This window comes from Collinsella vaginalis (assembly GCF_900176655.1).
Taxonomy (GTDB): Bacteria; Actinomycetota; Coriobacteriia; order Coriobacteriales; family Coriobacteriaceae; genus Collinsella; species Collinsella vaginalis.
Genome location: NZ_LT838844.1, coordinates 314895 through 340021, shown reverse-complemented (window position 1 = coordinate 340021; position 25127 = coordinate 314895). Strand labels below are relative to the sequence as shown.

Here is a 25127-nt window from a genome sequence, read left to right as displayed (position 1 = left end):
ATGCGGCCCCGTGCTCAGACAGCGGCTGCGCCGAACTGCGCGCGGAACCGCACGCCCCGCCGCGCCAGGACGGTGACATCGCCCATGCCGGGGGGAAGAGATGAGGGCTGCCCAGGGCATCGAGCCCTGGGCAGCCCTTGCTTCGCCTCTTGTCCGAGCCGCTGAGGAAATGACCGCGGCTCACTGCGCTTGCCGCTGCAGCAACGGGGTGGAGTGCTTATCCGGGTCGTTGCCTGCACGGTTCCCGTCGCGGCTGGCTTCGCGCCGCTTTCGGTCGGGGTTGTTTGCACGATCTTGGTTGCCGCAGACACGTGTCCCGCCACGGCTCGCTGCGCTTGCCGCTGCCATAATCAGGGCTGACTGCCTGTTAAATGCTGCTTGCCAGTTTGTTTGCGTCCCTACAGCACAAAGAAGTAGGCAAGCACCAGGATGCCGAGGATGATGCGGTAGACGCCGAACGCTTTGAAGTCGTGACGGCGGACGAAGTTCATGAGCCAGCGAATGGCGAGGAGCGACACCACGAACGCGACGAGGCAGCCGGCGAGGAGGATTACCGTCTCCTCCAGACCGAAAGCGCCGCCTTTCATGAAGAAGCGCACGAGCTTGAGGAGGCTGGCGCCGAACATGACGGGGATGGCGAGGAAGAAGGTGAACTTGGAGGCCACGGTGCGGGTGCAGCCGAGCAACAGGCCGCCGATGATCGTGGAGCCTGAGCGGGAGGTGCCGGGGATGAGCGAGAGCACCTGGAAGCAGCCGATACCGAGGGCCGTCTTCCATGAGAGGTCGTCAAGGGTTGTGATGGAGCCGGGGCCCTCGTCGTCATCGGATGCCGAAGTGGCGAAGTGGGCACCCGCGGGCCGAGCATCGGCGACGGTGCTCCTAGCGCGCCATGCCTCAATCACGATGAAGGCGATACCGTAGACGATCAGGGCGAGCGCCACGACGACCGGGTTGTAGAAGTGCTCCTCCATCCAATCGTTCAGCGGCACACCGATGGCGGCGGCGGGGATGCAGCCGAGGAGGATCTTCCCCCAGAGGCCCCACGTGCAACGGCGGCCGTCGCTGCCCTTCGAGGGGCTGAAGGGGTTGAGCTCGTGGAAGAACATGACACAGACGGCGAGGATGGCGCCGAGCTGGATCACGACCAGATACATGTTCCAGAACGCCTCGGTGACGTTCAGCTTCACGAACTCGTCCACGAGGATCATATGGCCGGTCGATGAGATGGGGAGCCATTCGGTCAGACCTTCGACCAGGCCCATGAACGCCGATTTGAGCAGCTCAATGATGTCCACGCAGGTCTCCTATCACGCGATGGCATCGCACACCAAACGGCTCCCATTATCGTCTGCAGCCCCACCGACCGCCACCCGCACCGCGAAAAAGCAGACACGCTCGCAGAATTGACGCCTTCGCCCGCACAGGGGAGGGGTATACCTTAAATATGGTTCATGCAGGACGGGCAGGGTGTCCGCCCACGATGCAAGGAGGCAACCATGGCTGAGGGCTACAAGACGATCTTCGTCGCGCTCGACGGCACCGAGCAGCAGGACTTCGTGTTCACACGGGCGATCGAAGTCGCCGCGCGCAACCGCGCCAAGCTCGTAATCGGGCACGTCATCGACTCCACGGCGCTCGAAGCCGCCGGAGCCTACCCGGCCGACCTCCTCGACGGCATCGAGCAGGCTTTCAACGAGTCCATCGCGGCGAATGTCTCCAAGGCGAAGGAGCAGGAGGGCATCGAGGATATCCAGGTCATCGTCCGCGCCGGGCGCATCCGCGAGACCCTGAAGGACGACATGCTCGACACCGTCAACCCCGACCTCGTGATCTGCGGCGCCCGAGGCCTCTCCGGCATCAAGTACGCGCTGCTCGGATCGATCTCATCCTTCTTGCTGCGGAACACCGACTGCGACATCCTCGTCGTGAAGTAAGCGAGCCAACGCCACCGCATGTGGACGGGTGGGTGTCGCATCGGCGCCCACCCGTTTTTCATGCCGGGCACAGCTTCCGGGAACTGGCCTGTCGAAGAGCGGATCGTGCGCCGGCCCTTGGTGCCGGCAGCCCATGAGGCAGTGCCCGCCGCCGCGGTGCCTCACAAGGTGCCACCGCCTCGATCCGTTAGCCCACATGGTCGCGGCCCGCCGGCTCGCAGGCACCGGCGCGCTCGAGCAGGCCGCCGGCGATCCGGATCGCGGCGCGCCAATCCTTGGCCTCCGCACGGCAGAGCACAAGATCGGGTGTGAGCTCATCCATCAGCATGCGGCCCCCTCCTTACGGCAGGATGTGGAAGCCGAGGGCCTGGATGTCGCGGGCGAAGCCGCGCACCGTGTCCCGCGAGTACTCGAGCAGGTCCTTGCCGACGTTCTTGCGCTTGGCCAGGATGGAGTTCGGGACGGTGATGATCTGGCAGCCGATCTCCTCGGCCTGGAAGATGTTCAGCAGCTCGCGCGTGGACGCCCAGAGGATCTCGCAGGACTCCTTGGGCGCGGCGTAGGCGATGGCGTCCTTCATGATGGGCAGCGGATCCACACCGGTGTCGGCGATGCGGCCGGCGAAGATCGAGATGATGGACGGGGTCTCAGCGCTCACGGCATCGATAAACTCGTGGTTCTGCTCGGACGTGAATAGCGTGGTGACGTTCACCTTGACGCCGTCGGCGGATAGGCGGCGCACGAGATCGGACGTGGACGTGCCGTCGGTGGTCATGGCCGGAATCTTGACGTAGACGTTCTCAGCCCACGTGGCGATCTCGCGGGCCTCGGCCTCCATGCCGTCGAGGTCGTCGGCGAAAACCTCGAACGAGACGGGCAGGTCGGCGATCTGATCGAGGACCTCACGGGCGAAGGCGCGGTAATCCGTCACACCACCCGCCTTCATGAGCGACGGGTTGGTGGTGAAGCCCTGGACGTTGCCCTCCCAGTACATCTCCAGCATGCCATCCAGGTTGGCGCCGTCAGCGAACACCTTCAAAGCCATGGAAGCCTCCTTTGGTCGTGATCCCCATGGTGATTATGTTTATAAGTTATTTCGTAAGTCTTGTATAGACAGAATTCTTCGAGAGGGTGAGCGGTGGATTTGAAGGCGTGAACGGTCACGAATCTGCTGCCTTCCTATACAGTATATACGTAGTGTTACCAGGTGGTTTCGTCTTGAACTGCCCCAACGGCATCTCGGCGCCACGGTTCTCGATCTCCGTTATATACTTATTTTCGAAAGTTATTTATAGTGATTGCAAGGCTATCGAACCGAGGGGGAGACGTCCATGCCCCGTGACAACACGTCCGCCGCCGAGCGACAGCGCTTCATCATGAACTGGCTCACCGACCGGCCGAGCATCGCCGTGGGAGACATCGCGGAGCGCTTCGGGGTATCCGATGTCACCGCCCGCCACGACCTCGACACCCTTGAATCGAGCGGGCGGGTGCGCCGGGTGCGGGGCGGCGCCGTCTCGCGAGGTCGCGCCATCGCGCTCTCCTACCCTGAGGAGCGCGCCCGCATCAACGCCGACGCGAAGGAGGCCATCGGTCGGGCCGCCGCGGGCTTCGTCTCGGACGGGGACGTCGTCATCGCGGACATCGGGACCACGAGCTTCTCCTTCGTGCAGCAGCTCACCGACAAGCGCGACATCACGATCATCACCGGCGATCTGGCGATCGCGAACTACGTGAGCTACAACCTGCCCAGTGCCGACGTCCTGCTGCTCGGAGGCATCCTGCGCAAGGGGCACCTCTACACCGCGGGCTCGCTCACCCTGGACAGCATGTCGAAGCTCTACGCCGACAAGGCCTTCGTGGGCGCCGATGGATTTCATCCCGATCGCGGCTTCACCGTGAAGCACGATTTTAGTGTGAGCATCAAGCAACGCTACCTGGCGAACGCGCGCCAGCGCTTCATGCTCCTCGACGCGAGCAAACTGGGCACGACGAGCTTCTTCCAGTTCGCCTCGCTCTCCGATTTCGACGTGCTGGTCATGAACGGGGACCCGCAGGGCGAGATGGGGCGCGCCATCTCGGAGGCGCACGACGGCCCCGAGCTCGTGCTGGCTCAGGCGTAGTGCATTCGGTTGGGAGGCTGCTCACCTACCGATGGCACATCGCACTTCGATGGCCGATTTCGAGGGCAAGGACCACGAGGCGCGTATCCTGGATCTCGCAGCGTGTCTGCTGGCATCCCCTGGAACCGGACGCGCGATCCGGTTCCGCGCTCAGCCTTCGAAGTAATGGAACTTGTTCGTGGGGAAACTGAAGTGCACGGTGAACCCCTCGCCTGCGACGGAGCTGGCGCGGATGCCGACCCCCATCTTGTCGCAGAGGCGTTTAACCAGGTAAAGTCCAATACCGGTTGAGCGCCTCCCCGTGCGGCCAACATCTCCGGTGAACCCCTTGTCAAAGACGCGGGGCACATCGGCGGCGGGCACACCGCAGCCGTTGTCCGCCACGGTGAATTCGATCCGCTCGTCCGCCGTGCCCTCGCCAACCAGGCGCCCGACGAAACTGATCTCCGCGCCCTCGGAGCGGGCGTACTTCACGCTGTTCTGGATCACCTGGCTCACGATGAAGCGCAGCCATTTCTCATCGGCGAACACCGTGANGCCATCGGTCGGGCCGCCGCGGGCTTCGTCTCGGACGGGGACGTCGTCATCGCGGACATCGGGACCACGAGCTTCTCCTTCGTGCAGCAGCTCACCGACAAGCGCGACATCACGATCATCACCGGCGATCTGGCGATCGCGAACTACGTGAGCTACAACCTGCCCAGTGCCGACGTCCTGCTGCTCGGAGGCATCCTGCGCAAGGGGCACCTCTACACCGCGGGCTCGCTCACCCTGGACAGCATGTCGAAGCTCTACGCCGACAAGGCCTTCGTGGGCGCCGATGGATTTCATCCCGATCGCGGCTTCACCGTGAAGCACGATTTTAGTGTGAGCATCAAGCAACGCTACCTGGCGAACGCGCGCCAGCGCTTCATGCTCCTCGACGCGAGCAAACTGGGCACGACGAGCTTCTTCCAGTTCGCCTCGCTCTCCGATTTCGACGTGCTGGTCATGAACGGGGACCCGCAGGGCGAGATGGGGCGCGCCATCTCGGAGGCGCACGACGGCCCCGAGCTCGTGCTGGCTCAGGCGTAGTGCATTCGGTTGGGAGGCTGCTCACCTACCGATGGCACATCGCACTTCGATGGCCGATTTCGAGGGCAAGGACCACGAGGCGCGTATCCTGGATCTCGCAGCGTGTCTGCTGGCATCCCCTGGAACCGGACGCGCGATCCGGTTCCGCGCTCAGCCTTCGAAGTAATGGAACTTGTTCGTGGGGAAACTGAAGTGCACGGTGAACCCCTCGCCTGCGACGGAGCTGGCGCGGATGCCGACCCCCATCTTGTCGCAGAGGCGTTTAACCAGGTAAAGTCCAATACCGGTTGAGCGCCTCCCCGTGCGGCCAACATCTCCGGTGAACCCCTTGTCAAAGACGCGGGGCACATCGGCGGCGGGCACACCGCAGCCGTTGTCCGCCACGGTGAATTCGATCCGCTCGTCCGCCGTGCCCTCGCCAACCAGGCGCCCGACGAAACTGATCTCCGCGCCCTCGGAGCGGGCGTACTTCACGCTGTTCTGGATCACCTGGCTCACGATGAAGCGCAGCCATTTCTCATCGGCGAACACCGTGAGGTCGAGGTTCTCGAGCCGTGGCTGCATACGGGCGTCGATCATCGCGCGGGCGTTGTCGCGCAGCGCCTGGGATATCAGATCACGAAGGCTGTGGGGCCTGATCAGGTAGTCGCGGTCCACCGTCTCGGACCGCGCGTAGAACAGGGCCTGCTCGATATACCCCTCCATGCGGTCGAGCGCGTCGGCGAGCCCGTCGAGTCGGGCGTTCAGCACCGCGGGATCAGGGCCCCCTCCTTGCGCCCGAGAGAGCTCGGCGTCCATGTTCTCGATCATGAGATGCGCGGCGGCGAGCGGGCTTTTCGCCTCGTGGACCCAGGTCTCGATGTACTCGCGATACTCCTGCATCTGGCGGTTGGTCTCGGCGACCCCGTCGTTGGCGGCCTTGGAGACCTGCCGCAGGGCGTCGTAGGCGATCTGGCCCTCCAGGTACTCGGGCCGATCAGCAATCTCCATGGACCAGAGGGCACGTCCCGGGCTCTCGGTGTAGCTGTTGAGATCCCGGTTGAACTCGCGCCGACGCCCGTACTCGATGGCAAAGACCGTCAAGACGCAGCAGGCCCCCAGCGCGACGATCAAGATCGACACCGCCTCGTTGGAGCCCGAGACCCGCAGGATGACCCAGGTGAGGACCAGCGTGACCGCCACGACGGACAGCGACGCCAGCGTGTCTCGCAGGTAGCGCAGGACGTTCACGGTCACACCGAGTAACCGCGGCCGCGGTGGGTGGTGAGGTAGCCCGTCACGCCGATCTTCTCGAGCGTGCCGCGGAGGCGGTTGATGTTCACGGTGAGTGTGTTGTCGTCCACGAAGGCCTCGGAATCCCACAGGTCGCGCATGATGGCCTCACGGGAGACGATCGCACCGGCCCGGGAGATGAGCAGTGAAAGGATGCGCATCTCGTTCTTGGTGAGCTCCACCTGGCTGCCGTTCGCGTACGCGATGAAGCGGGCGGGATCGAGCTCCACGCCGTTGTGGCTGAGCGTCGCCGGAGTGTCACTGCCTGCGGCCCGCCTGAGCAGGGCCTGGATGCGCGCAACGAGCACGCGGGTGCTATAGGGCTTGGCGATGAAGTCGTCAGCGCCGAGGTTCATGCTCATGACCTCGTCGATCTCGGTCACGCGCGAAGTCAAGACCACGATGGGCACATCGCTCGCCGCGCGGACCTCACGGCAGATGAACTGCCCATCGGTGCCGGGAAGCGTCAGATCGAGCAGGACGAGGTCCGGGTGGGCGGCGAGGATCTCCTCCGTCACATGCTCGAAGGAGGTGGATGCCGCGGTCCTGAAGCTGTTGCGTTCGAGCGCGGCGATAAGCTCCTCGCGAATAGCGGCGTCGTCTTCGACGATGTAAATCAGCGCTTCGGATTCTGCCATGGCGCTCCCCTCGTACAGCGTGTTGTGACTTCTTGCATTATGACATCGGCCGGCAACGTCCGACAGCGTCGCCCGATGACAGCGATCCGCGGCCGCCGATCGTACTCGATGTTGAAAACCTCCAGAAGTGCGGCAGTGAATCCGGGATTGCCGAGTAGGCCAACTGATCCCGCGGTGTTTCCGCAGGTTCTCGCATGAGAAAACCGGCTCCTACTCCGTCTGTTCGAATGCACTGCCGCACTTCTGGAGATTTGCACTCCCGCCGTTTCCTTCTGTATGCAAGGAAACGAGAGCTATTTTAAATTATCTCGTTTTATCGAATATCTTCTTATAACCGGCAATGCAGAGCGAGATAAAAGGATCATCGGCACCCTCGGCAGGCACGATCCCGTGCTCATCGGAGACGAGGAAGAGACTCCCTCCCCCGACGACAACCGAATCGAGACTGGAAACAGGCGCTGCGGCTCCGGGCGCCGTATCCCCTGTCGCCATCACCCCCCTCGGCAGCCCAGCGCGGTCCCAGGCGAGGCCCCGGGTGTCGGCCAGCTGCTCGATCAGGGTAAGCGCACCGGACGGCACGGCGCCCTCTCCTTGGAACACGGTGAGCCGATCGCCGTCGACCTGGCAGAGCGCCTCAGGCGCCACGCCGGTCTCCGCTGCCTCGACGGCGGCGAGCCCGGCGCGGCCGCAAAGCCCCGCCGCAGAAACGTCCGCCAGGGGCGCATAGGGCCCCACCGACATCGCGGCATTGCCGTTCACGTCGACAACAAGCATGAGCACGCCGTCACGCTCGTCATAGTCCCCCTCGGCGAGCGACCACTCGATATGCTGCTTGACCCAGGAGATGAGGTTCCGCGGAAGCGGCGCGCCCTGAACGGTGCGCCGGGAAAGCGCGCGGATATGGCGGTTGAGCAGGGGAACCCGCTTGCCTGCCATGCGCCAGCGGCAGACGAGGGCAGGGCGGTCCAGGTCGAAGGGCTCAGGCCCCCGCTCCTCGGCGGCGCAGAACGCCTCATAGGCCCGGAACTCGTTCTCATCGTCGAACAGGGAGCTGAGCTCGTCCTCCATGCTGCCTCCTCAACCACGGCGCGGACGTCTCCCGACGTCCGCGCCTACCTTTGCGACCCGCACGTCCCATCGCGCCCCGCGGAACGGCCAACCGCAGCGGGGGCCGCCGCGGGACCCGCATCTCGCCGCAGAGCAGGTCCCGCTGCGAGAAGGGCCCAGCGACGAGGCACCCTACTGCAGCCCCGGCGCTGCGATGAGCCCCGACAGGTCTTCTCCTAGTGCCGGAAGTGGCGCGTGCCCGTGAACACCATCGCGATACCGTGTTCGTCGCAGGCGGCGATGCACTCGTTGTCGCGCTTGGACCCGCCCGGTTGGATGATCGCCGTCACGCCGTGGGCAGCGAGCGTGTCCACGTTGTCGCGGAACGGGAAGAACGCGTCGCTCGCGCACGCGAAGCCGCCAGCCTCGACGCCCATGCGCCCGCAGGCCTCCTCGGCACGACTGCAGGCAAGGAGGGCCGAGTCGACGCGGTTGGGCTGACCCGGGCCCATGCCGATGCCCGCCCCGTCCTTGGCGATCAGGATCGCGTTGCTCTTCACGCCCTTGCAGGCGCGCCAGGCGAAGAGCAGGTCGGCCATCTCAGCATCCGTGGGCCGGCGCTTCGTGGGCACGATGAACGAGGCGGGATCCTCCTCGACGCGGTCCACGGTCTGCACGAGCATGCCGCCGTCAACCGAGCGGTACTCGAGCGCCGTCGGGGCGTCGATGCCGCCGGTGGCGAGCACGCGCAAGTTGGTGCGGCGCGCCAGGCGCTCAAGCGCCTCAGGGGTGTAGGACGGCGCGATGAGCACCTCCACGAACTGCTTGTTCTGATCGGCGAAGTGCTCGACGAGCTCAAGCGGGACCTCGCGGTTGCAGGCGATGATGCCGCCGAAGGCGCTCTTGGGGTCGCAGGCGAAGGCGCGGTCGTAGGCCTCGGTGACGTCCTTGGCAACCGCGCTGCCGCAGGGGTTCTGGTGCTTCAGGATCACGCAGGCCGGCTCCGCGAACTCACGCACGAGGCCCCATGCGGCATCGGTGTCGAGCAGGTTGTTGTAAGAGAGCTCCTTGCCCTGGAGCTGACGGGCGTTCACCAGGGAGTGCTCCGAGGCGCCCGGCGTGCGGTAGAAGGATGCGGTCTGATGCGGGTTCTCACCGTAGCGAAGATCCTGCTGCTTCATGAGGGGCACCGTCATGAACGAGGCCGGCTCGGCGCGCCATTCCTCGGCGTTGACCGCCATGCCCTCGAGCACCTCGCGCCGGGTCTCCTCGCTCTCAGGGTCGACCGGCACGACCTCGGAGAGCGCCATGCCCGTGAGCCCGCGGTCCTGCGGCAGGTTGCCGGCGGCCAGCAGCTGGCCGGAGAGCCAGTTCGAGATCGCACCGTCGTATGCAGCCGTCCTCGTGTAGACCTTGTACTGCAGGATGCGCCGGGTATCCAGCGTGGTGGCGCCGGCGTGGTCGGCCATCTCGGCAAGGATGACGGGGTAGTCCTCAGGGTCCATGACCACGGTCACCGCGTCGGCGTTCTTGGCGGCGGAGCGGAGCATGGAGGGGCCGCCGATGTCGATATGCTCGATGGCGTCGGCGAAGGTGACGTCCGGAGCGGCCACGGTCTTCTCGAACTCATAGAGGTTGACGACGACGAGGTCGATGAGGCGGATGCCGTGTTCCTCAGCCTCGGCCATGTGAGCGGGCAGGTCGCGGCGGGCGAGCAGGCCGCCGTGGACCAGCGGATGAAGGGTCTTCACGCGGCCGTCCATCATCTCAGGGAAGCCGGTGAACTCCTCGATCGGCGTCACGGGGATGCCCGCGGCCTCGATCGCAGCAGCCGTGCCGCCCGTCGAGATAATCTCAACCCCGAAGGTCTCGACCAGGGCGCGCGCGAAGTCGACCACACCCGTCTTGTCCGTCACCGAGATCAACGCCCGCTCGATCTTCCTATCCAGCGACATACGCCCTCCTTGGGGAACAGGTTGCCGGGGTGTCCGAATGCCCCGCCGGCACGACGGTTTAAATGTAGCGCACTTGACCCCCGATCGGTCGCGGGGAGCGCACAAGCGCCCCGTCTGATATTTGGAGGAAATGCGCCGAAGCCGTGATCGATCGGCGAAGACTTTGCGGTGCATCCGTGATGCCGGGGTAACCGGGATTACCCCTGGTCCGCGCGTGGTACAACGCAAGTGCCGAGCCGGCGAGGTGAACCGCCGACCCGACACATAGAGCGCACACCAGCCGCTCATAAGAAAGGCCCCGGGCAGGGGGCCTTTTCTTTTACCTATTACGCCCGCTCGAGCACGCGGCTGCGGATCAACACCGCACGTCGCATGCCCCGAGCCAGATGAGCGGACAGATTAGAACGTGCCGCCCCCGCCACCGCCGGCACCTCCACCGCCACCGCCGGAGAACCCGCCGCCGAAACCGCCGCCCGAGCTGTCCGAACTGCTCGCGATCTGCGCGAGCGAGAGCGGGCTCACGGTGTTCAGCGTGTTCGCAGGGGACCCGAGCGAACCGTGGCTGCGCACCCACCACCAGGCCGGATAGTAGTAGCCGCCCACGTAATCGTCCTCGAACTCGCGCGGCGTGGCGGCGGCGAGCTCTTCGAGCACGCGGTCGGAGACGCCCAGGGCGACAGCCAGCACCAGCAGCTTGTTCCAAAGCACCACGTCACCGGGAGCCGCCTCGCCCAGACGCGTGAAGTCCTCGAACCACCGCTTGAGCGCCACGCAGCGGGCGCGGAGCTCAGCCCCCTCCTGCGTGTAGCGGTGGAATGTCATGCCTATGATGCCGCCGGCGATACTGAGGGCGATGCCAGCGAAGATGACGGGGTTCTCCGAGAGCACGAGGGCGACGACGCATCCCGTGATGAGCAGGCCGGCCACGAACATGGTCGCCGCGGCCTTGCCCCTGCCGGTGTCGGCCACGAGGTTCCGCTCCTCGAAGCGGGCTGTGACCGTCACCACGAACGTGTCCCAGCGGTCCGCATAGCTCGTCTTATGCTCCTTCGCATCCTCCGCCATATCGCTGAACGAGATCTGGTTCTTCTTACCGAAGTACACGCGGAGCGCCTTGCGGTCGATGTCGTCGGTGAGGGCGTCGCGCTTCTCCTTCTCGACCGCGAGCAGGTAATCCTCCTCGGTCTTGTTGCCGAAGATGCCGCGGCGGGTCTCGCTCGTCTTCGAGATGGCGACCACGCGATCGTCGGTGAGCTTCATGAGCGTCGAGACGAGGGCCTCGTTGCCCACCGACCCGTCGTTCATGAAGGCGGCGATCACCGCTGGATGGTCGTCTGAGGGGAGGTCGCGAAAATAGGTCTCGTCGAACACGGGCACCGGCTTCTTCGTGCGCCGCTTGATGAGCACCATGATCGCGAGGAAGATCGCGGGGACGACGATGCTGGCAACAGTGGCGATGCCGGTTATGGTGCGCGCCCGCGCGCGGCGGGCGTTGGCCTCAGATGCCCACTGCTCCTCCTCGGACAGAATCGTCGGGAGCCGGCTAGATGACGAGGCGGTGAGTCCTGGGACCCACGCCATGGGAAAGGCCACGCGGGCCTCGGCGAACTCACCGGACTGGACCCACGGGACCGTGTAGCTGACGGAGTTCGCAGCCGTATCGAGCGAGACGTTGCCGTTGAGCGGGCCGTGCCCCCAGGCGCGCAGGTTCGCGCTGTCGTCCCCGGTGGTGGCGGCGACACCCAACGAGGCCGCGCCGGCGAAGGTCACGGCGAGCGTCACGTTCTGGGAGTCCTCGTCCCACTCGTCGCCGATGAACTTCCAGTACAGCTCGGCGGTATCGGCCCAGCCCATGACCGCGCCGATGAAGGTATAGCTCAGGGTGTAGGTCGCCGTGTCGCCGTCCTCATGCGGCGAGTAGACCTTCAGGGTGATCGAGCCGGAGTCGTCGCTCACCGAATACACCCCGCGATCCCCGCTAAGCGCCGTGTCATCGCGGCGAAACTCGCTCGTTTCCGAGCCGCTCTCCTCCGACATGCCCGTGACGGTCAGCGAGGTGGCCCCGCCCTGCTGGTTCGCACCGAGCGGGATGGTCCAGAACACACCGTTCACGTCGTTGTCGAAGGAGAAGGTCCGCCGCTCGGTCACACGCAGGGTGCCGTCGGTCTGGACCTCGGCGGTGATGTCCACCTGGGGCATCGAGAACCCGTCCGCCCACGCGACTGCCGGCAGCAGCATGAGGGCGATGAGTGAGACCAGGAGGAGGGCGATGGAGCGTGGACGCATGGGAAACCCTTCGTTTGGCGGCAGGTCTACCGATATTGTATCTCTGTACCCATACCGCAGGCCCCGGATGAGCCCAGGGGCCGTGCGCAATTCACACGGGCCCGGAGGCTCCGCTCAGATCCAAGCCTCCTACCGAGGCGGGCGGCGGCAATTCGCACGGGTTCGGGCAGGCCTAGCGGCTGATGACGACATCAGCGCGGTGACGGCGCACGCGCTCCCAGTCGAACGATGTCGCCAGCTGCTCGGCGGTTATCGGAGCGGCGTCCTCGGAGAGGCCGGTCAGGGCGGCGAGCCAGCCAAGGAGGTGCGCCGCATCGCCAAAACGGGCCCTGAGCTCACCTATGTCGAGGTCCTGGTCGCGCTTTGAGAGGCGGCGGCCGTCCGGAGCGAGAAGCAAGGGCACGTGGGCGTACACGGGATGGGGCAGGCCGAGCAGGTGCTGCAGGTAGAGTTGGCGCGGCACGGACCCCATGAGGTCATGGCCGCGCACGACCTCGGTCACCCCCATCGCGGCGTCATCCACCACGACGGCGAGCTGATACGCGAAGACCCCGTCGCTGCGGCGGATGAGGAAGTCCCCGCAGGTGGTGGCCAGATGCTGGCACTGCGAACCGAAGACCAGGTCAGTGAAGGCGAAGGTGCCGGCTGGGTCCGCGGCGTCCGGCACGCGAAGCCGCCATGCCGGAGGACGGACCCGTGACCGGGCGGAGACCTCCTCAGGGGAGAGGTCGCGGCAGGTCCCCGGGTAGATCGGGGACCCGTCGCTCGCATGCGGGGCCGACGCCGCATGGAGCTCAGCGCGCGAGCAGAAGCACGGGTAGACGAGACCGAAATCCCGCAAGCGGTTCGCGGCGTCCTCGTAGAGGCCGAGGCGGTCGTGCTGGTAGACGGGATCACCATCCCAGGTGAGGCCAAGCCAGTTGAGGTCGTCGAGGATCAAAGGGGCCCATGGGCCGCTCATGGCCCGGGGGTCGAGATCCTCGATGCGCATGAGGACGCGCCCTCCGCGCGAGCGCACCGAGAGCCATGCCAGGAGGGCGGCGTACACGTTGCCGAGGTGCATGCGCCCCGTGGGCGACGGGGCGAAGCGGCCGACGGGGGCCGCGCCCGCCGGTTCAACCGTTGTGGATGAGGGGCGCCCGGGGGCAACTGCAGCAGCCGGGCTTTCAGGACCTCCGCCCATGCAGGAGGTCACGCTCCTATCTGCCCTGCGGGGCGCGTCGCCTGCGGGGCCATCTGCAACCTGCGCTCTGTCGTCGTGTGAATCCATGGATCGCAGTATAGCGCTGCCGCATAAACACGGAGAGCCCCGGCGCGCATGGGGACGCCGGGGCTCTCCAGAGAGGAAGGGGTCTGACTGACTACAGCGGAAGCGCGGTGAGCTGCGTGTAGACGCGGGCCTGATACTCGCGGTCGAGCTCGTAGAGGCCCTTGGGATCGGTGCCGAAGAGCTCCATGTTGGTGATCATGTCACGGGCGTTGGCCTCCTCCTCGCCCTGCTCCTCGACGAACCAGTCGAGCATCTTCATGGCGCGGATGTCATGCACCGAATGGGCGACGGAGTAGCAGTTGTGGATGAGGTCGGTGACATGCTCCTCATGAGCGAGACCGGCCTTTAGGGCGTCGAGATCGCTCGCGAAGTTGGCCGTCGGCTTCTCGATGGCCTCCATGGTGGGGGTGTAGTCATTGTCTAGCAGGTACCGGCGGAGCGCCATGGCGTGGTCGAGCTCCTCCTTCATCTGGATCACATACCAGTTGGCGAAGCCCTTGAGGCCGCGGTCCTCGAAGTAATCAGCGATGGTGAGGTAGAAATAGGAGGAGAACAGCTCCTCGTTGATCTGCTTCTCAAGGACCTCGGAGACCTTCTCGTTCATTGCCATGGCGATTCCCTCTTTCTCTCGGGACGAGCGCTCGGTGCGCTGTCATCTGCTCCCGCTGTTATACCCCGGAGCCCCGGTGTGAATCGCATGGCATTGAGATGTCAAATAAATAGATGCTCCGGGCAGGGTCTGCGGCGAACGGCTTGAACGGGTTTCCCGTGCGTGGGCTGGATGGGATTCCGGTGAATGGATTGGGCGGGCCGTCGGCGGTGGTTCAGGTGGATCGCCGGCAGTTGATTCAAATGGGGTTTCGGCAGTTGGTTATGGTTGGCCGACGGCAGTTGATTCAGACAGGGAATGACTTTTGAGGGAGGGGCCTCCAAAGCGGCGCTTCGCAAGGGGCCGGACCGGTCCCCGTTTTGTGTTTTTGCGAGCTATGCATAGCCTCGGAGGGACGGTCCGCGGTTGTTTCGGTAAAACGCCTGTTCAACGATGGTGCATTTTCGCGAGCTCTGCATAGCGGGGTTCATATCTCGCCCCTTTTCGAGCGAAATCTATGCACAGCTCAAGAAAATGCAAAAGTATTTGAGCCGATCCGCGGATGCGCGGACCTCCCGGCCGCTTGCGTGCCCCGTGCATGTCGAAATAGACACCCACATACATGCAGGCCGTCCTCGCGCGCAGAGCGTGGCGCAGGTGGGCAATATGATAGATATCTGCAAGCGTGCAAGCCATCCGAGATGCGCGCAAAAGAAAAAGGCCAGGCGCTTTATGCTGCCTGACCTGCAAGTTCAAACTGGTGCGGCGTACAGGATTCGAACCTGTGACGTTCTGATTCGTAGTCAGACCCTCTATCCAGCTGAGGTAACGCCGCAACGCAAGAGATATAATGGCATGGGGCCATGGCGGCGTCAAGAACTTTTTCGACTCGCGGGAAAGTTTTCTCCCCCTGCCCCAACCGCCCCACATATTCGCAGATGGGTGGTCCGTCATACGGGGGACAATGAAACTCAGCACACCTTCGAGCGAGAGGCCCGCATGTCAGAGGTTTCATCCATAAAGCTACCGTTGCTCAGCCGCAAGCATCGGCTGCCCCCGGTACCCGACCAGCCCCGCCACGCACGCTACGGCCTGATCAGCCGTATCTGCCCTGAACCTCCGAATACGCAGGGCTACCTTGTCGAGTACCTTAAGGGGTCGCAGGCGCGCATCCTCGCCCTCATCACCGGAACCGGAGAGGTCTACCGCGTCGATGACGCGGTGACCGAGATCCCGGACGCCGCTCCCGATCTCTCCATCATGCATGAGGGGTCTGAAGAAGGCGGCGGGATCTACCTGCATGGCGCCGGCACGGAGCCGCTCCGCGTCGGCGGGTTCAGCGGAACCGTCACCGGGCTCCTCAGAGGCGATGAGGGAACCTGGCACGGACAGCATGCGCTCCCCTACCGCGCCTTCATGGCCACGCTGTTCCTCATGCACTGCCTGTTCGCTCCCGCCAAGCGGGATGAGGTGGCGGGTGAGCCCACGATCGACATGGGGCTCAAGGAGCTCGGTCGCCCCGTCGAGATCTTCGAGGGCTTCCGCAGCCTGCCGCTGCCCGACGCCATCGAGGCCATGCTGTTCCGCATCGATGCCACCGAGGACCCCAGCGGCATCGAGCGCTACGCCCGCCGTGTCCTCGGCCGCTTCGACCTCACGCGCCTGCGGGCCATCGCCATGAGCGGAGAGGTCCACATCGCGCGCATCGAGCGCACCGGCGCGTTCTACATCGTGTTCGACCGCAAGAACTCGAGCAACGACGACAAGGCCTTCACGCTCTCCCTCGAGACGGCGCTGAACCGGATTTCCCACCTCCTCGACCTCATCGGGCCGGGACTCGCCCCACTCAGCGCCTCCCCGTCCGAGGAGGCCTGCCAGCGGATGGACAGCGCGGCCCTGCAGGCCCTGGGCACGTCCGCCGGCTCTGTCTTCGACCGCGGGCAGCGCGAGAACGATTGGCGGCAACCGGGCGGTATCGCCTGTGGGCCCGGGGGCGAATGGGATGTGCGCACGCGCATGGCGCATCTCTGCGAGGGGCTGAGCCTCGTCGCCAGCTTGGAATGCCTCTTCCGCTACGAGGCCGACACCCAGACGATGGGGGTCGAGTTCATCGCCCCGACACCGGCGTTCCTCCCCGCAGATATATATAGTGCCGCCGACCGCACCTGGGTTGCCGCGGATATGCGCGATCTGCGCGCCGAGGCGGACGAGCTTGCGCGCCGCATGGCCATGACCCTCATGGCCGCGTCCTTCGGGGCCAGTCTGAACATAGAGCGCTGCGTGGTGCGCCTGGTGTCCGTCGAGGACCGTCCAGGGCAGGCGTTCGCTTGCGATCGCGCGGCGTTCCTCTCACAGACCCTCGAGCGCACGCGGGATTTTGGGGCCCATCCGCTTGACGAGGGTTGGACCGCCGACGCGCTCGCAACATACGCAATCCCCGCGGACTCCCCGGAGCTCGCCATCTTCCTACCGCCGTGCTCTGGCAAGGCCGCGGAGCCGCGGCACGACCATCGCGCTCTGCCCGAGCCGCTGCGCGCCATGCTCCTCGCCGACACCGCAGCGGACCTCGAGGTCATGGAGGCCGAGGGCGACCCCGCCATGGAGCGTGTGGCGCAGCTGCGCGAGCTCGCCCTCCGCGACCGCGCGGGTGCCATCGAGGGGCTCACGCGCCTCGTCGAGGAGCTCAGCGCGCATGCGGCGGCGGCCGAGGCACTCGCTGAGAGTCCCGTCGTCAGCCGCTATGCCGAGGGGTATTTCAACCGCATGCTCCTCGGGCTCGATGAGGAGGATCGGAGTCGCCGCATCCTCCGCGCCCCCGACGCGCTCTTCTACGCCCAGATGGAGATCGCGACGTTGCTGTCGCGGGACCGTCGTTACGAGGAGGCCGTCGTCGAGGCGCGGAAGCTCCTCGACATGGCGCCGACTGCCGGCGGCGCCCATTTCGCCCTGATCAACGTCCTCGCGCATCTCGAGCGCTTCGATGAGGTCATCGAGGTCGCGCGCCACGGGCTCAGCTGCGCCCTCGACCGCGAGGGCTCGGAGTACTACTTCTACCGACTCGCCTTCGCGTACTGGCGGGAGGGCGACGCCGGTGCGGCGCTCGCCTGCTATCGGATGGTCTCGCCGCACTCCAGCCTCTTCTCCGCAGCGCAGGAGGAGATGCGCCAGCTCATGGCTGAGTTACGGCTGCAGGAGCCGCCCGATCTCGATGCCGCGCGAGCCGAGATCGCGCGCTTGGGAATCTCCCTGCCGCCAAGTGAGCGCGTCCTCGGATTCCTCTCTGACGCCACCGTGATGCTCTGCGACGCCGGCTTCCACTTTCTGGCGGCCCGCTGCTGCTTCGAGATGTGGCGCATCCGATCGGACGATGAACTCGGCCTGGTGTGCCGCTCCCTCAACTGGTAGCTGGGGGAAGTTTCGTAAGTTGGCCGGCTGTGCTTGTCTCGCAGGGCACACCTGGGGTATGATGCTTGGGCTGTTACGGAGAGCTGACCGAGAGGCCGAAGGTGCTCGCCTGCTAAGCGAGTATTCCCCACAAGGGAATCTGGGGTTCGAATCCCCAGCTCTCCGCCAGACAGTCTTCTTGAGAACCCCGGGGCCCGGGGTTCTTTTGTTTGACGGCCCCGCAGAGACCCCCGGCGCCGGATCGCCCGTGTTGAATAAACGGAAGTGCCCCGCAGCTACGCAGGGCAGCACAGGGCTACCAACACCTACTGGCTCGCGAGAGAAAAAACTGCGACCCTGCCTGTGACACAGGCCTGGTCGCATCCCTTCGCCCTGTTGCGCTGGACAGGCGCCCTAGAACCATTCCTTCTGGCCCACCACGTAGATCTGCTCAAACTCGGCATCGGACTTCATGAGGTACATGATGCCCTCGATGAGCCCGATCACCCCCATGATGATGGGGCCGAGGAAGAGCAGGAAGGAGCCGAGGATGGTGACGCAGATCATGATCACCCCGGCTTTTGAATAGCCGAGGTAGAACTTGTGAATGCCCAGACCCCCGAGGAAGATGGCGAGCAGGCCGGCCACCATCTTGTTCTTCTCCGAGCTGGAGGATGCCGGCCGCTCCAGGATCTCCCGCTTCTTCGTCTCGAATTCATCCTCGGTGATGGTTCCGTTGTCCCGCAGCTCCTGCAGGGTCTTCAGGTCCTCGTACATGGTTGCGTTTCCTTCCCTCGTCTTCTGAATCCGGGCCACACCGCGCGGTGAACGCCCCGGGGCCTGCGCCGGTGCCCCGCTCCTTCCCCGATGCGAGTGCTCATCCGGCAGATGCTCCGAGCTGGCACGCCCTGGTTGATGCGGTCCAGGGATGGCGGAACTCGTCGCATCCGTACCATCCACCGTATCAATGCGTGAATAAGACCCGGTAAGCGGGCTGTCTTGAGATGACCTTGCTTTCCGGACTGAACAGCATGACCGGGCAGCATTGGCCACCCGGCGGCCCTCACCGTAAGGACCGGGCGGCTAGACCCGCTCGGTCAGCTTGCTGACGATAGGGGTAGGAATGAAGCAGGCGAGGTTCTTGCCGGCATAGCTGTTCATAAAGGGGAACATGCGCATGCGGAAGGCGAGGTTGCGCTTGAGCGGGGAGAGGGCCCGCTCATAGCGGCGCAGGGCATCCGTAGGACCCGGTGCACCCGCTGAGAGCGACGCGGCCACGGCACGACCCGCCATCGACCCGGAGTTGAGCGCGAACGATATACCCTCACCGGAGGTGCAGGACAGGAAGCCGCCGCCCTCCCCCGCCAGCAGGATGCGGCCAGCCCCCGCCACGAGATCAGAAGGACGCGTGAGGTGGGCGGCGATCCAGGTCTCGCGCTTGACGGGCTCACCGAACGGATAGAGGTCGTTCAAGATGGAGAGCACCTCCTCGTGCTTGCGCCCGCAATCCTTGGTGCCGGGGTAGAAGATCGATCCGATGATGGCCACCTCCCCTTTAGGGATGATGTAGCCGATGCCGTAATCACGCGAGAAGCGCCGCGAGTAGATGCAGTCGAAATAGGGCTCCAAGGCGCCAGGCTCTATGCGGACGTACTCCTGGACGGAGATATAGCGGTCGAACGGGCGGAGCTTCAGGCGCTCGCGCGCCGTCGCGCGCGGGCCGTCTGCGGCAATGAGGTGCCGGCAGCTGACCGAGCGGGTTGAGGATCCCCCCGCTCCCCGGGCAACCAGGGATGCGGCGACGGCCTGCTCGCCCTGTGAGACGTCCGCCAGCCGCACCTCAGCGGCGACCTCGACATTTGCCGGAAGCAAGCCCAGCAGCCAGGCGTCAAAGCGGGCGCGGTCCACATTGAGGAAGCGGACCTGGGTGGCCTTCTTCACCTCGCGGTCCATGTGGTAGTACCGGAAGGAGATCCACCGCGGGCTGAGGATCATATCCTCAGGAACGCCCCCGAAGCGCTCAAGGGCCCGAAGCGAGTACACGTTGAGCATGCCCCCGCAGCTCTTCTCGCGCGGGAGCGCGGACGCCTCCACGAGCAGCACGCGATCACACGCCGCCGCGGCCTCGATAGCCGCCATGATACCGGCCGGACCTGCGCCTACAACCACCACGTCATAGTATTCGCGGATGGCATCGAACGTGATTGCCCGATATTCCCTGCTTTCCGGCATCCCCATGGCGACATCTCCCCGTCTGCGCTGCGATCGCCCCAGTATAGCGCCCGGCGGAGGATATCCGCCCACCGCGACGCGAGATGCCTATCGGACGATGGCGCGCTCGTGAACCTGGTAGGGAATGCCGAGCTCGCGCATCAGATCGCGGATCTGCGCCGATGTGTCATACCCGGTGAACGAGGCACCGAGCAGGCGAGGCAGCTGCTCGGTCTCAACGGCCTTGAAGTGGGAGGCGAGCCGGGATGCGCCCTCGGGCTCAACCTCGACGAGCACGCGGTGCGGAGACTCCTCGAAACACCACTGCGTGACGGGGCCCTCGCTCACTTGATCTATAAGCAGGCTGCCGGCGTCCGTCAGCGAGCAGGTGATACGGAGGGACTCATCGTTATCGAAGCTCTCGAACAGGGTTTCAGCGGTTTGGAACAGTTCCATCATGGCTCCCTTCGCCGTCCTCATCTGGTGAAGCGAGTATATCATATTATAGAACATATGTTCGTAGTTTTGAAGGGAGTTTCTGTGATGGGTCGTCCCGTCTAGACCAGCCGGAGCCCGAACCCGTTCTTGATGAGCGGAAGCAGGGCGAGGTCGTCATCGTGCACCTGACCCACCACGCTCATGCGCTCGTCTGCCGCAAGCCCCACGCGCGCGATCTCTAGTTCGCCCTCGTACCGCAGGTAGCCCGTATTGGAAACGGCGATGCTCCCCACCGGCCGCGGAGCACCGGCAAGCCCGTCCGCCTCGATGGGGAACCCGGGCTTGAGTGAGCGGCGCGACTCTTGCGAGCGAAAGACGAGCCGACTCGAATCGGGCCGGTCGTGGTGGATCTGCCCCGCTAGATAGGAGAACGCCGGTTCGAGTGCGCAGCGCACATCGACATACCCCGCCGAGAGCCGCGCGAGACTCCCCCATGACGCATCGCTGAGGCCAACATCCCCCACAAGCACGCCATCGCAACCGGCTTCGCAGGCAAGTTCCAACATGTTGCGGGCGAGCTCACCGGAACGGACCCTGTGGGCCTCGACCGTCGGCAGCCCCTCGTGGAGCGGGCCGCGCAGCTCCCCATCACCCGGCACGAATGCCAGGATCTCGAAGCCGTGCACCGCCAGCCGGTCGTTCATGCGGCGCACATCCTCAAGATCGAGCCCTGTGTTCCGCTTGGGATAGTAGTTGTGGCAGGCGGCGAACCGTCGGAGATCGGCTCCCAGTGCCCGCCAGGTCGCGATCTCGCCCGCGGTCACCGTCGACGCGTTGAAGGCGATGTGGAAGGTGCGGGAGAGCTCCACCGTTCGCTGGGCGTCGAACCCGTCATCGAGCCGCACGTAGGTGATGCCGAGTCCGACGAGATCCTCGATCGCGGCGCATCCGAGCTTGTAGCAGGTCTCCGGGCCCACGTCCGCTATGAGGTCGATTCCCGCATCGCGCAGCGACCGCAGCATCCGCCGCGCGTCGCGGATGTAGTCGACCCCGTCCTCCTCGGGAATGTGCAGCGAGGTGAACGCGAGCGTGGCGCCCGACCGCCGCGCTCGGTCGATCGTCCGCTCGTTCTCCTCGATCCCGCTGCCGAAGTAGACCGATATGCCCGTCCTCATGCGTATGCCCCTTTCATATGACCACGGGCCCCGCGGCGTTCCGTCCGCAGGGCCCGCGACCTTCGTCAACGCAAGGATGCGTCACTCGCCGTAGAACTCGTTGATGCGGTCCTCATCCACACCGAAGAACCAGGTGAGGACGAAGCCTCCGGCATATGCCGCCAGCATGGCGAGCAGGTAGAACAGCTGCTGGCCAGGTACCACGATCAAGAGGCCGAAGAGGCCGGACACGCCTTGCGACACCGTGCCCACGTGGAAGAGGGCCGCGACGACGCCACCGAGGCCGGCGCCCAGGCAGGCGGTCACGAAGGGGCGCATCAGCGGCAGGGTCACCGCGTACATCAGCGGCTCGCCCACGCCGAGGATCCCGACGGGGATGGACTCGGAGATGAACTTCTTGAGGCGCCGGTTGCGCGTCTTGAAGTAGAGCGCGATTCCGGCTCCGACCTGGCCGCCACCGGCCATCATCAGGATGGGCAGCAGGTAGTTGACCCCCTGCGTGGCGCCGTCGGGATCGTTCAGCAGGGCGTGGATCGGCGTCAGGGCCTGGTGCAGGCCGACCGCCACGAGCGGCAGGAAGCCGGCGGAGAGGATGTAGCCGCCCAGGACCCCCATCTGGTCGTAGACGAAGCTCAGGACCGTGAAGATGCCCGTCGTCAGCCAGGCGCCGAGCGGCTGGATCACGAGCATCATCGCGAACGAGCCGATGATCAGGACCAGCAGCGGGCTGATGAAGGTGTCGAGCGCGTTCGGCATCACCTTGCGGATCTGCCGTTCGAAGACCGCGAAGAACGCGCCGGCTATCAGGGCGGCGATCATGCCGCCGGCGGCCGGGTTGTACGCCGCGTTGGTGATGGGCAGGAGGATCGCCTGAGCCGGATCGGCGGCGCCGGCGGCCAGAAGCGGCATGCTGGCGTTTGCGATGCACATGGCGCCCGCGATGCCGCCGAGCGCGGCCGAGCCGCCGAACTCGCGGGCGGCGTTGTAGCCCACGAGGATCGGCAGGTAAGCGAAGAGCGCCCAGCCCATCGAACGGATGCCCTGGTACCACCAGACGTCTGCGAAGGCGTTGCCGGTTGCCACGTTGATGACGTTGCACACCCCGTTGATGAGGCCCGCTGCGATGATGCCCGGCAGCAGGGCGACGAAGATGTTCGCGATCTTCTTCAGGAAGGCCTGGACGGGCTTCTGGCTGTACTTCGCCTTCTGGGCCGCCTTGTTCTCCGCGGCCGCCTGGGTCACGTCGACGTCATCAGCGGTCCCCTTGGCGAGGCCCGTGAGCTTCGAGAACTCGTTGAGGACCTTGTTGACCTTGCCGGGCCCGAGCACGATCTGCATCGTGTCGTCCTCGACCACGCCCATCACGTCGTCGAGGGCCTTGATGCCCTCCGTATCCACCTGCGAGAGGTCGCGCGTGCCGACGCGCAACCGCGTCATGCAGGCCGCGTTGGAGGTCACGTTCCCCTTGCCTCCCAGCAGCTTGAGCAGCTGCTCGCTGAGCTCTTTGTCGTTCATCTCGTTCTCCCTTTCCGACTGAGAGCTGAACCTTGCTCTGACCGCGCACCCTCCCGGGTCCGCGGGACTTACCCCCGATTTGTCATGTCCAGGGCACGCCTGACCTGGCCGTCCGCCGACGCGAGGGCCGTGCGGGCCGCATCGGCGCCCATCTGGCCGAGGACCATGACCACGGCGACCTTGACGCTCCCCGCTGCCTCGGCGAGGGCGCGGACGGCCTCGTCGCGGCTCGCCCCCGTGGCCTCCATCACGATGTTCTGGGCGCGCGTCACGAGCTTCTCGTTGGTCTGCTGCACGTCGACCATGAGGTTGCCGTACACCTTGCCGAGCCCCACCATCGTCGCGGTCGAGATCATGTTCAGGACGAGCTTCTGGACGGTCCCGGCCTTGAGGCGGGTCGATCCGGTGAGGACCTCGGGGCCCGGCACGGGCTCGATGGCGAGTGCGGCTTCGGCGCCGATCGCCGAGCCTCGGTTGCATGCGATCGCGACCGTCTTGCAGCCCTGGGTGCGGGCGTACCTGAGGCCGTGCACCACATACGGGGTCCGCCCGCTCGCCGCCAGGCCGATGACCACGTCATCCGCCGTGAGACCGAGGGCCTTCAGATCCTCCTCGCCGAGCGTGGGGCTGTCCTCGGCGCCCTCGATCGCCACGCGGATCGCCTGCTCGCCACCGGCGATCAGCCCGACCACGAGGTTCGGCGAGACCCCGAAGGTCGGCGGGCACTCCGCCGCGTCGAGGACGCCCAGGCGCCCGCTCGTCCCCGCGCCCATGTAGATGATGCGCCCACCGGCGCCGAGCGCCGCCGCCGTCCAGGCGATCGCCTGCGCGACCTGGGGAAGCACCTCGGTGACGGCGGCGACCGCGCGGGCGTCCTCGCGGTTCATCGCCTGGGCGATCTCCAAGGGGCTCATCTCATCGAGCCGGGAGGTCTCGGGGTTCCGAGCCTCTGTGGACAGTTCGGTCAGATCAATCACGCTTCATCCCTCGGTCTCTTCTCCTCGAAGTTGCGGAGCATCGTCTTCGTGCTCCGCTCGTAATCACGTGCGACGTACAGGGTGTACAGGGCGTCCACGACCATGAGCTGCGACAGGCGCGACCCCATGGCCCCGCTGCGCACCAGGGGCTCGCTCGTCGCGAGCCCGAGGACCCAATCGGCCTCGTCTGCGAGCTCGCTGCCCTGGGCCCGCGTGATCGCGATGATCCGCGCGCCGCTCAGGTGGACGAGCCGGGCGACCTCGACCATCTCGCGGGTCAGACCCGAGTAGCTGAACACGATCGCGACGTCGTCGCGATGCATGTTCCGAGCGCACAGCAGCTGGCTGTGCCAGTCCTCGTACACATGGCACTGCTTGTCCACGCGGTTGAGCTTCAGCTCAAGGTCGCGAGCGGCAAGCAGGGACGCGCCGATGCCGAACAGGTCCACCACCCGGCTCGCGGCGATCGCATCCGCGCACGCCCCGAGCACCTCCGGGTCGATCAGGCGCGCCGTGGCCTCGAGGGAGTGCACATCGCTGCGGGCCACCTTGTCCAGGACCTGCTCCGCCGTCTCCCCGGCGCCGACACCCTCGATCGTCACATCGGAGGTGTGCTCCATGGCGGCGAGCTCGTACACCAGCTCGCGCTGGAACTCCTTGTAGCCCCGGCATCCGAGCTTGCGGCAGAACCGCACTACGGTGGACGGCGAGGAGCTGCTCGCCGCGGCGAGGCCACGGATCGTGAGGTCCGCCGCCGCACGCGGGTCGCGGGTGATGCTCTCGGCAATGCAGCGGAGCGCAGGACTGGTGCCCTGTGCAAGCTCCTTGATCCGCAGCAGCAAACCTCTCGTTGGCATCAGGTCCCCCCTCGTCCAGGCTCAATGTAGCGCGTTCAGCACAAAGTTGTCATGCTTTGAGAGCTACTGTAGTTCTTTTGTTTCATCGTTGAACAAAATTGCCACTGGCTGTAACCATTTACCGGGCTGAATCGACCGTTCGCGCTCGTTTGCGGTACCGCCCCCGCAGCCGTGACACGCGCCTGGCGCGGTCGCGCTGAGATGTCGCCGTCTTCCGTGCCCGCCATCGTTTGGATCGTCCTGTCATCGAGACCATGATCATAGGGAACGCGCTCGACGCGCGGCCGCCGTCCTCAGTCAAAGGCGATACATGGCCTCGCCGCCGCTGTTCAGCACGCATTTTCACCTGGCGTCAAACCCACAACTCCCCGAAGAGCCCTAT

General features: G+C 65.4%; 22 protein-coding genes and 2 tRNA genes. 5 read left to right on the top strand and 19 right to left on the bottom strand.

Features of this window, described 5'->3' with window-relative positions:
• Nucleotides 1–398 precede the first annotated feature (398 nt).
• Nucleotides 399–1295, bottom strand: a complete 897-nt coding sequence (locus tag CAP13_RS07655) for an undecaprenyl-diphosphate phosphatase (RefSeq protein ID WP_085831012.1) — start codon at nucleotides 1293–1295, stop codon at nucleotides 399–401.
• 201 nt (nucleotides 1296–1496) lie between these two features.
• On the opposite strand from CAP13_RS07655, the gene CAP13_RS07650 reads away from it, so the two are divergent.
• A complete protein-coding gene (locus tag CAP13_RS07650) occupies nucleotides 1497–1934 on the top strand; it encodes a universal stress protein (protein WP_085831011.1) in 438 nt (145 codons plus the stop codon).
• Nucleotides 1935–2121: 187 nt separating this feature from the next.
• Here CAP13_RS07650 and CAP13_RS09740 read toward each other — a convergent pair whose 3' ends face one another.
• Both CAP13_RS09740 and CAP13_RS07645 read right to left on the bottom strand, forming a co-directional pair.
• Nucleotides 2122–2262 (bottom strand): PTS sugar transporter subunit IIA, encoded by a 141-nt coding sequence (locus CAP13_RS09740; protein ID WP_143764929.1) that lies wholly within the window; start codon nucleotides 2260–2262, stop codon nucleotides 2122–2124.
• Nucleotides 2263–2274: 12 nt separating this feature from the next.
• The gene (locus CAP13_RS07645) at nucleotides 2275–2979 is read right to left on the bottom strand and encodes a transaldolase (protein ID WP_085831010.1); all 705 of its coding nucleotides are present in this window, start codon (nucleotides 2977–2979) and stop codon (nucleotides 2275–2277) included.
• 286 nt (nucleotides 2980–3265) lie between these two features.
• Between CAP13_RS07645 and CAP13_RS07640 the strand changes: the two genes are divergently transcribed.
• The gene (locus CAP13_RS07640) at nucleotides 3266–4057 is read left to right on the top strand and encodes a DeoR/GlpR family DNA-binding transcription regulator (protein WP_085831009.1); all 792 of its coding nucleotides are present in this window, start codon (nucleotides 3266–3268) and stop codon (nucleotides 4055–4057) included.
• Nucleotides 4058–4207: 150 nt separating this feature from the next.
• On the opposite strand, the gene CAP13_RS10325 is transcribed toward CAP13_RS07640, so the two are convergent.
• Nucleotides 4208–4588: an ATP-binding protein gene (locus CAP13_RS10325; RefSeq protein WP_245798958.1), complete on the bottom strand. Its 381-nt coding sequence runs from the start codon at nucleotides 4586–4588 to the stop codon at nucleotides 4208–4210.
• On the opposite strand from CAP13_RS10325, the gene CAP13_RS10320 reads away from it, so the two are divergent.
• Entirely contained in the window at nucleotides 4538–5131 is a 594-nt protein-coding gene (locus CAP13_RS10320) for a DeoR/GlpR family DNA-binding transcription regulator (RefSeq protein WP_342743220.1), read from the top strand. The two genes, CAP13_RS10325 and CAP13_RS10320, sit on opposite strands and share 51 nt — an antisense overlap.
• A 150-nt stretch (nucleotides 5132–5281) precedes the next feature.
• Here the strand turns inward: CAP13_RS10320 and CAP13_RS07625 are convergent, their stop codons facing one another.
• The 8 genes from CAP13_RS07625 to CAP13_RS07585 form a co-directional block, all read right to left on the bottom strand.
• Nucleotides 5282–6367 carry a sensor histidine kinase gene (locus CAP13_RS07625; protein WP_245798957.1) on the bottom strand — a complete coding sequence of 362 codons (1086 nt, stop codon included), beginning with the start codon at nucleotides 6365–6367 and terminating at the stop codon, nucleotides 5282–5284.
• Nucleotides 6364–7041: a response regulator transcription factor gene (locus CAP13_RS07620; protein ID WP_085831005.1), complete on the bottom strand. Its 678-nt coding sequence runs from the start codon at nucleotides 7039–7041 to the stop codon at nucleotides 6364–6366. Before CAP13_RS07620 ends, CAP13_RS07625 begins: the two co-directional genes overlap by 4 nt.
• A 303-nt stretch (nucleotides 7042–7344) precedes the next feature.
• The gene (locus tag CAP13_RS07615; RefSeq protein ID WP_097677694.1) at nucleotides 7345–8109 is read right to left on the bottom strand and encodes a hypothetical protein; all 765 of its coding nucleotides are present in this window, start codon (nucleotides 8107–8109) and stop codon (nucleotides 7345–7347) included.
• A 215-nt stretch (nucleotides 8110–8324) separates the two neighbouring features.
• Nucleotides 8325–10043, bottom strand: a complete 1719-nt coding sequence (purH, locus tag CAP13_RS07610) for a bifunctional phosphoribosylaminoimidazolecarboxamide formyltransferase/IMP cyclohydrolase (RefSeq protein ID WP_085831004.1) — start codon at nucleotides 10041–10043, stop codon at nucleotides 8325–8327.
• Between the two features lie 399 nt (nucleotides 10044–10442).
• On the bottom strand, nucleotides 10443–12329 hold the full coding sequence (locus CAP13_RS07605) for a DUF2207 domain-containing protein (protein ID WP_085831003.1): 1887 nt from the start codon (nucleotides 12327–12329) through the stop codon (nucleotides 10443–10445).
• A 172-nt stretch (nucleotides 12330–12501) separates the two neighbouring features.
• Nucleotides 12502–13512, bottom strand: coding sequence for a tRNA glutamyl-Q(34) synthetase GluQRS (gene gluQRS / locus CAP13_RS07600; RefSeq protein ID WP_085831002.1), 1011 nt, complete (start codon nucleotides 13510–13512; stop codon nucleotides 12502–12504).
• 178 nt (nucleotides 13513–13690) lie between these two features.
• Entirely contained in the window at nucleotides 13691–14209 is a 519-nt protein-coding gene (locus CAP13_RS07595) for a ferritin (protein WP_085831001.1), read from the bottom strand.
• Between the two features lie 737 nt (nucleotides 14210–14946).
• Nucleotides 14947–15023 (bottom strand) — tRNA-Arg (locus tag CAP13_RS07585).
• A gap of 164 nt (nucleotides 15024–15187) precedes the next feature.
• Here CAP13_RS07585 and CAP13_RS07580 point away from each other — a divergent pair.
• Both CAP13_RS07580 and CAP13_RS07575 read left to right on the top strand, forming a co-directional pair.
• A complete protein-coding gene (locus CAP13_RS07580; protein ID WP_085830999.1) occupies nucleotides 15188–17593 on the top strand; it encodes a hypothetical protein in 2406 nt (801 codons plus the stop codon).
• A 77-nt stretch (nucleotides 17594–17670) separates the two neighbouring features.
• Nucleotides 17671–17761 (top strand) — tRNA-Ser (locus CAP13_RS07575).
• 225 nt (nucleotides 17762–17986) lie between these two features.
• Here CAP13_RS07575 and CAP13_RS07570 read toward each other — a convergent pair.
• The 7 genes from CAP13_RS07570 to CAP13_RS07540 form a co-directional block, all read right to left on the bottom strand.
• Complete coding sequence (locus CAP13_RS07570; RefSeq protein ID WP_085830998.1) at nucleotides 17987–18349, bottom strand: NINE protein; 363 nt, start codon at nucleotides 18347–18349, stop codon at nucleotides 17987–17989.
• Between the two features lie 306 nt (nucleotides 18350–18655).
• Entirely contained in the window at nucleotides 18656–19810 is a 1155-nt protein-coding gene (locus CAP13_RS07565; protein ID WP_085830997.1) for an FAD-dependent monooxygenase, read from the bottom strand.
• Between the two features lie 81 nt (nucleotides 19811–19891).
• The gene (locus tag CAP13_RS07560) at nucleotides 19892–20239 is read right to left on the bottom strand and encodes a hypothetical protein (RefSeq protein WP_085830996.1); all 348 of its coding nucleotides are present in this window, start codon (nucleotides 20237–20239) and stop codon (nucleotides 19892–19894) included.
• Between the two features lie 101 nt (nucleotides 20240–20340).
• Nucleotides 20341–21396 carry a MupG family TIM beta-alpha barrel fold protein gene (locus CAP13_RS07555; RefSeq protein WP_085830995.1) on the bottom strand — a complete coding sequence of 352 codons (1056 nt, stop codon included), beginning with the start codon at nucleotides 21394–21396 and terminating at the stop codon, nucleotides 20341–20343.
• 81 nt (nucleotides 21397–21477) lie between these two features.
• Entirely contained in the window at nucleotides 21478–22911 is a 1434-nt protein-coding gene (locus tag CAP13_RS07550; RefSeq protein ID WP_085830994.1) for a PTS transporter subunit EIIC, read from the bottom strand.
• Between the two features lie 68 nt (nucleotides 22912–22979).
• On the bottom strand, nucleotides 22980–23888 hold the full coding sequence (murQ, locus tag CAP13_RS07545) for an N-acetylmuramic acid 6-phosphate etherase (RefSeq protein WP_085830993.1): 909 nt from the start codon (nucleotides 23886–23888) through the stop codon (nucleotides 22980–22982).
• Nucleotides 23885–24745 (bottom strand): MurR/RpiR family transcriptional regulator, encoded by an 861-nt coding sequence (locus CAP13_RS07540; protein ID WP_085830992.1) that lies wholly within the window; start codon nucleotides 24743–24745, stop codon nucleotides 23885–23887. Before CAP13_RS07540 ends, murQ begins: the two co-directional genes overlap by 4 nt.
• Nucleotides 24746–25127: the final 382 nt, after the last annotated feature.

Excerpts from the sequence above, each read along its gene's own strand:
- CAP13_RS07650 (WP_085831011.1), top strand. The coding sequence starts at position 1,497 with ATGGCTGAGGGCTACAAGACGATCTTCGTCGCGCTCGACGGCACCGAG.
- CAP13_RS09740 (WP_143764929.1), bottom strand. The coding sequence starts at position 2,262 with ATGCTGATGGATGAGCTCACACCCGATCTTGTGCTCTGCCGTGCGGAG.
- CAP13_RS07645 (WP_085831010.1), bottom strand. The coding sequence starts at position 2,979 with ATGGCTTTGAAGGTGTTCGCTGACGGCGCCAACCTGGATGGCATGCTG.
- CAP13_RS07640 (WP_085831009.1), top strand. The coding sequence starts at position 3,266 with ATGCCCCGTGACAACACGTCCGCCGCCGAGCGACAGCGCTTCATCATG.
- CAP13_RS07620 (WP_085831005.1), bottom strand. The coding sequence starts at position 7,041 with ATGGCAGAATCCGAAGCGCTGATTTACATCGTCGAAGACGACGCCGCT.
- CAP13_RS07615 (WP_097677694.1), bottom strand. The coding sequence starts at position 8,109 with ATGGAGGACGAGCTCAGCTCCCTGTTCGACGATGAGAACGAGTTCCGG.
- purH (WP_085831004.1), bottom strand. The coding sequence starts at position 10,043 with ATGTCGCTGGATAGGAAGATCGAGCGGGCGTTGATCTCGGTGACGGAC.
- CAP13_RS07605 (WP_085831003.1), bottom strand. The coding sequence starts at position 12,329 with ATGCGTCCACGCTCCATCGCCCTCCTCCTGGTCTCACTCATCGCCCTC.
- gluQRS (WP_085831002.1), bottom strand. The coding sequence starts at position 13,512 with ATGGGCGGAGGTCCTGAAAGCCCGGCTGCTGCAGTTGCCCCCGGGCGC.
- CAP13_RS07595 (WP_085831001.1), bottom strand. The coding sequence starts at position 14,209 with ATGGCAATGAACGAGAAGGTCTCCGAGGTCCTTGAGAAGCAGATCAAC.
- CAP13_RS07580 (WP_085830999.1), top strand. The coding sequence starts at position 15,188 with ATGTCAGAGGTTTCATCCATAAAGCTACCGTTGCTCAGCCGCAAGCAT.
- CAP13_RS07570 (WP_085830998.1), bottom strand. The coding sequence starts at position 18,349 with ATGTACGAGGACCTGAAGACCCTGCAGGAGCTGCGGGACAACGGAACC.
- CAP13_RS07565 (WP_085830997.1), bottom strand. The coding sequence starts at position 19,810 with ATGGGGATGCCGGAAAGCAGGGAATATCGGGCAATCACGTTCGATGCC.
- CAP13_RS07560 (WP_085830996.1), bottom strand. The coding sequence starts at position 20,239 with ATGGAACTGTTCCAAACCGCTGAAACCCTGTTCGAGAGCTTCGATAAC.
- CAP13_RS07555 (WP_085830995.1), bottom strand. The coding sequence starts at position 21,396 with ATGAGGACGGGCATATCGGTCTACTTCGGCAGCGGGATCGAGGAGAAC.
- CAP13_RS07550 (WP_085830994.1), bottom strand. The coding sequence starts at position 22,911 with ATGAACGACAAAGAGCTCAGCGAGCAGCTGCTCAAGCTGCTGGGAGGC.
- CAP13_RS07540 (WP_085830992.1), bottom strand. The coding sequence starts at position 24,745 with ATGCCAACGAGAGGTTTGCTGCTGCGGATCAAGGAGCTTGCACAGGGC.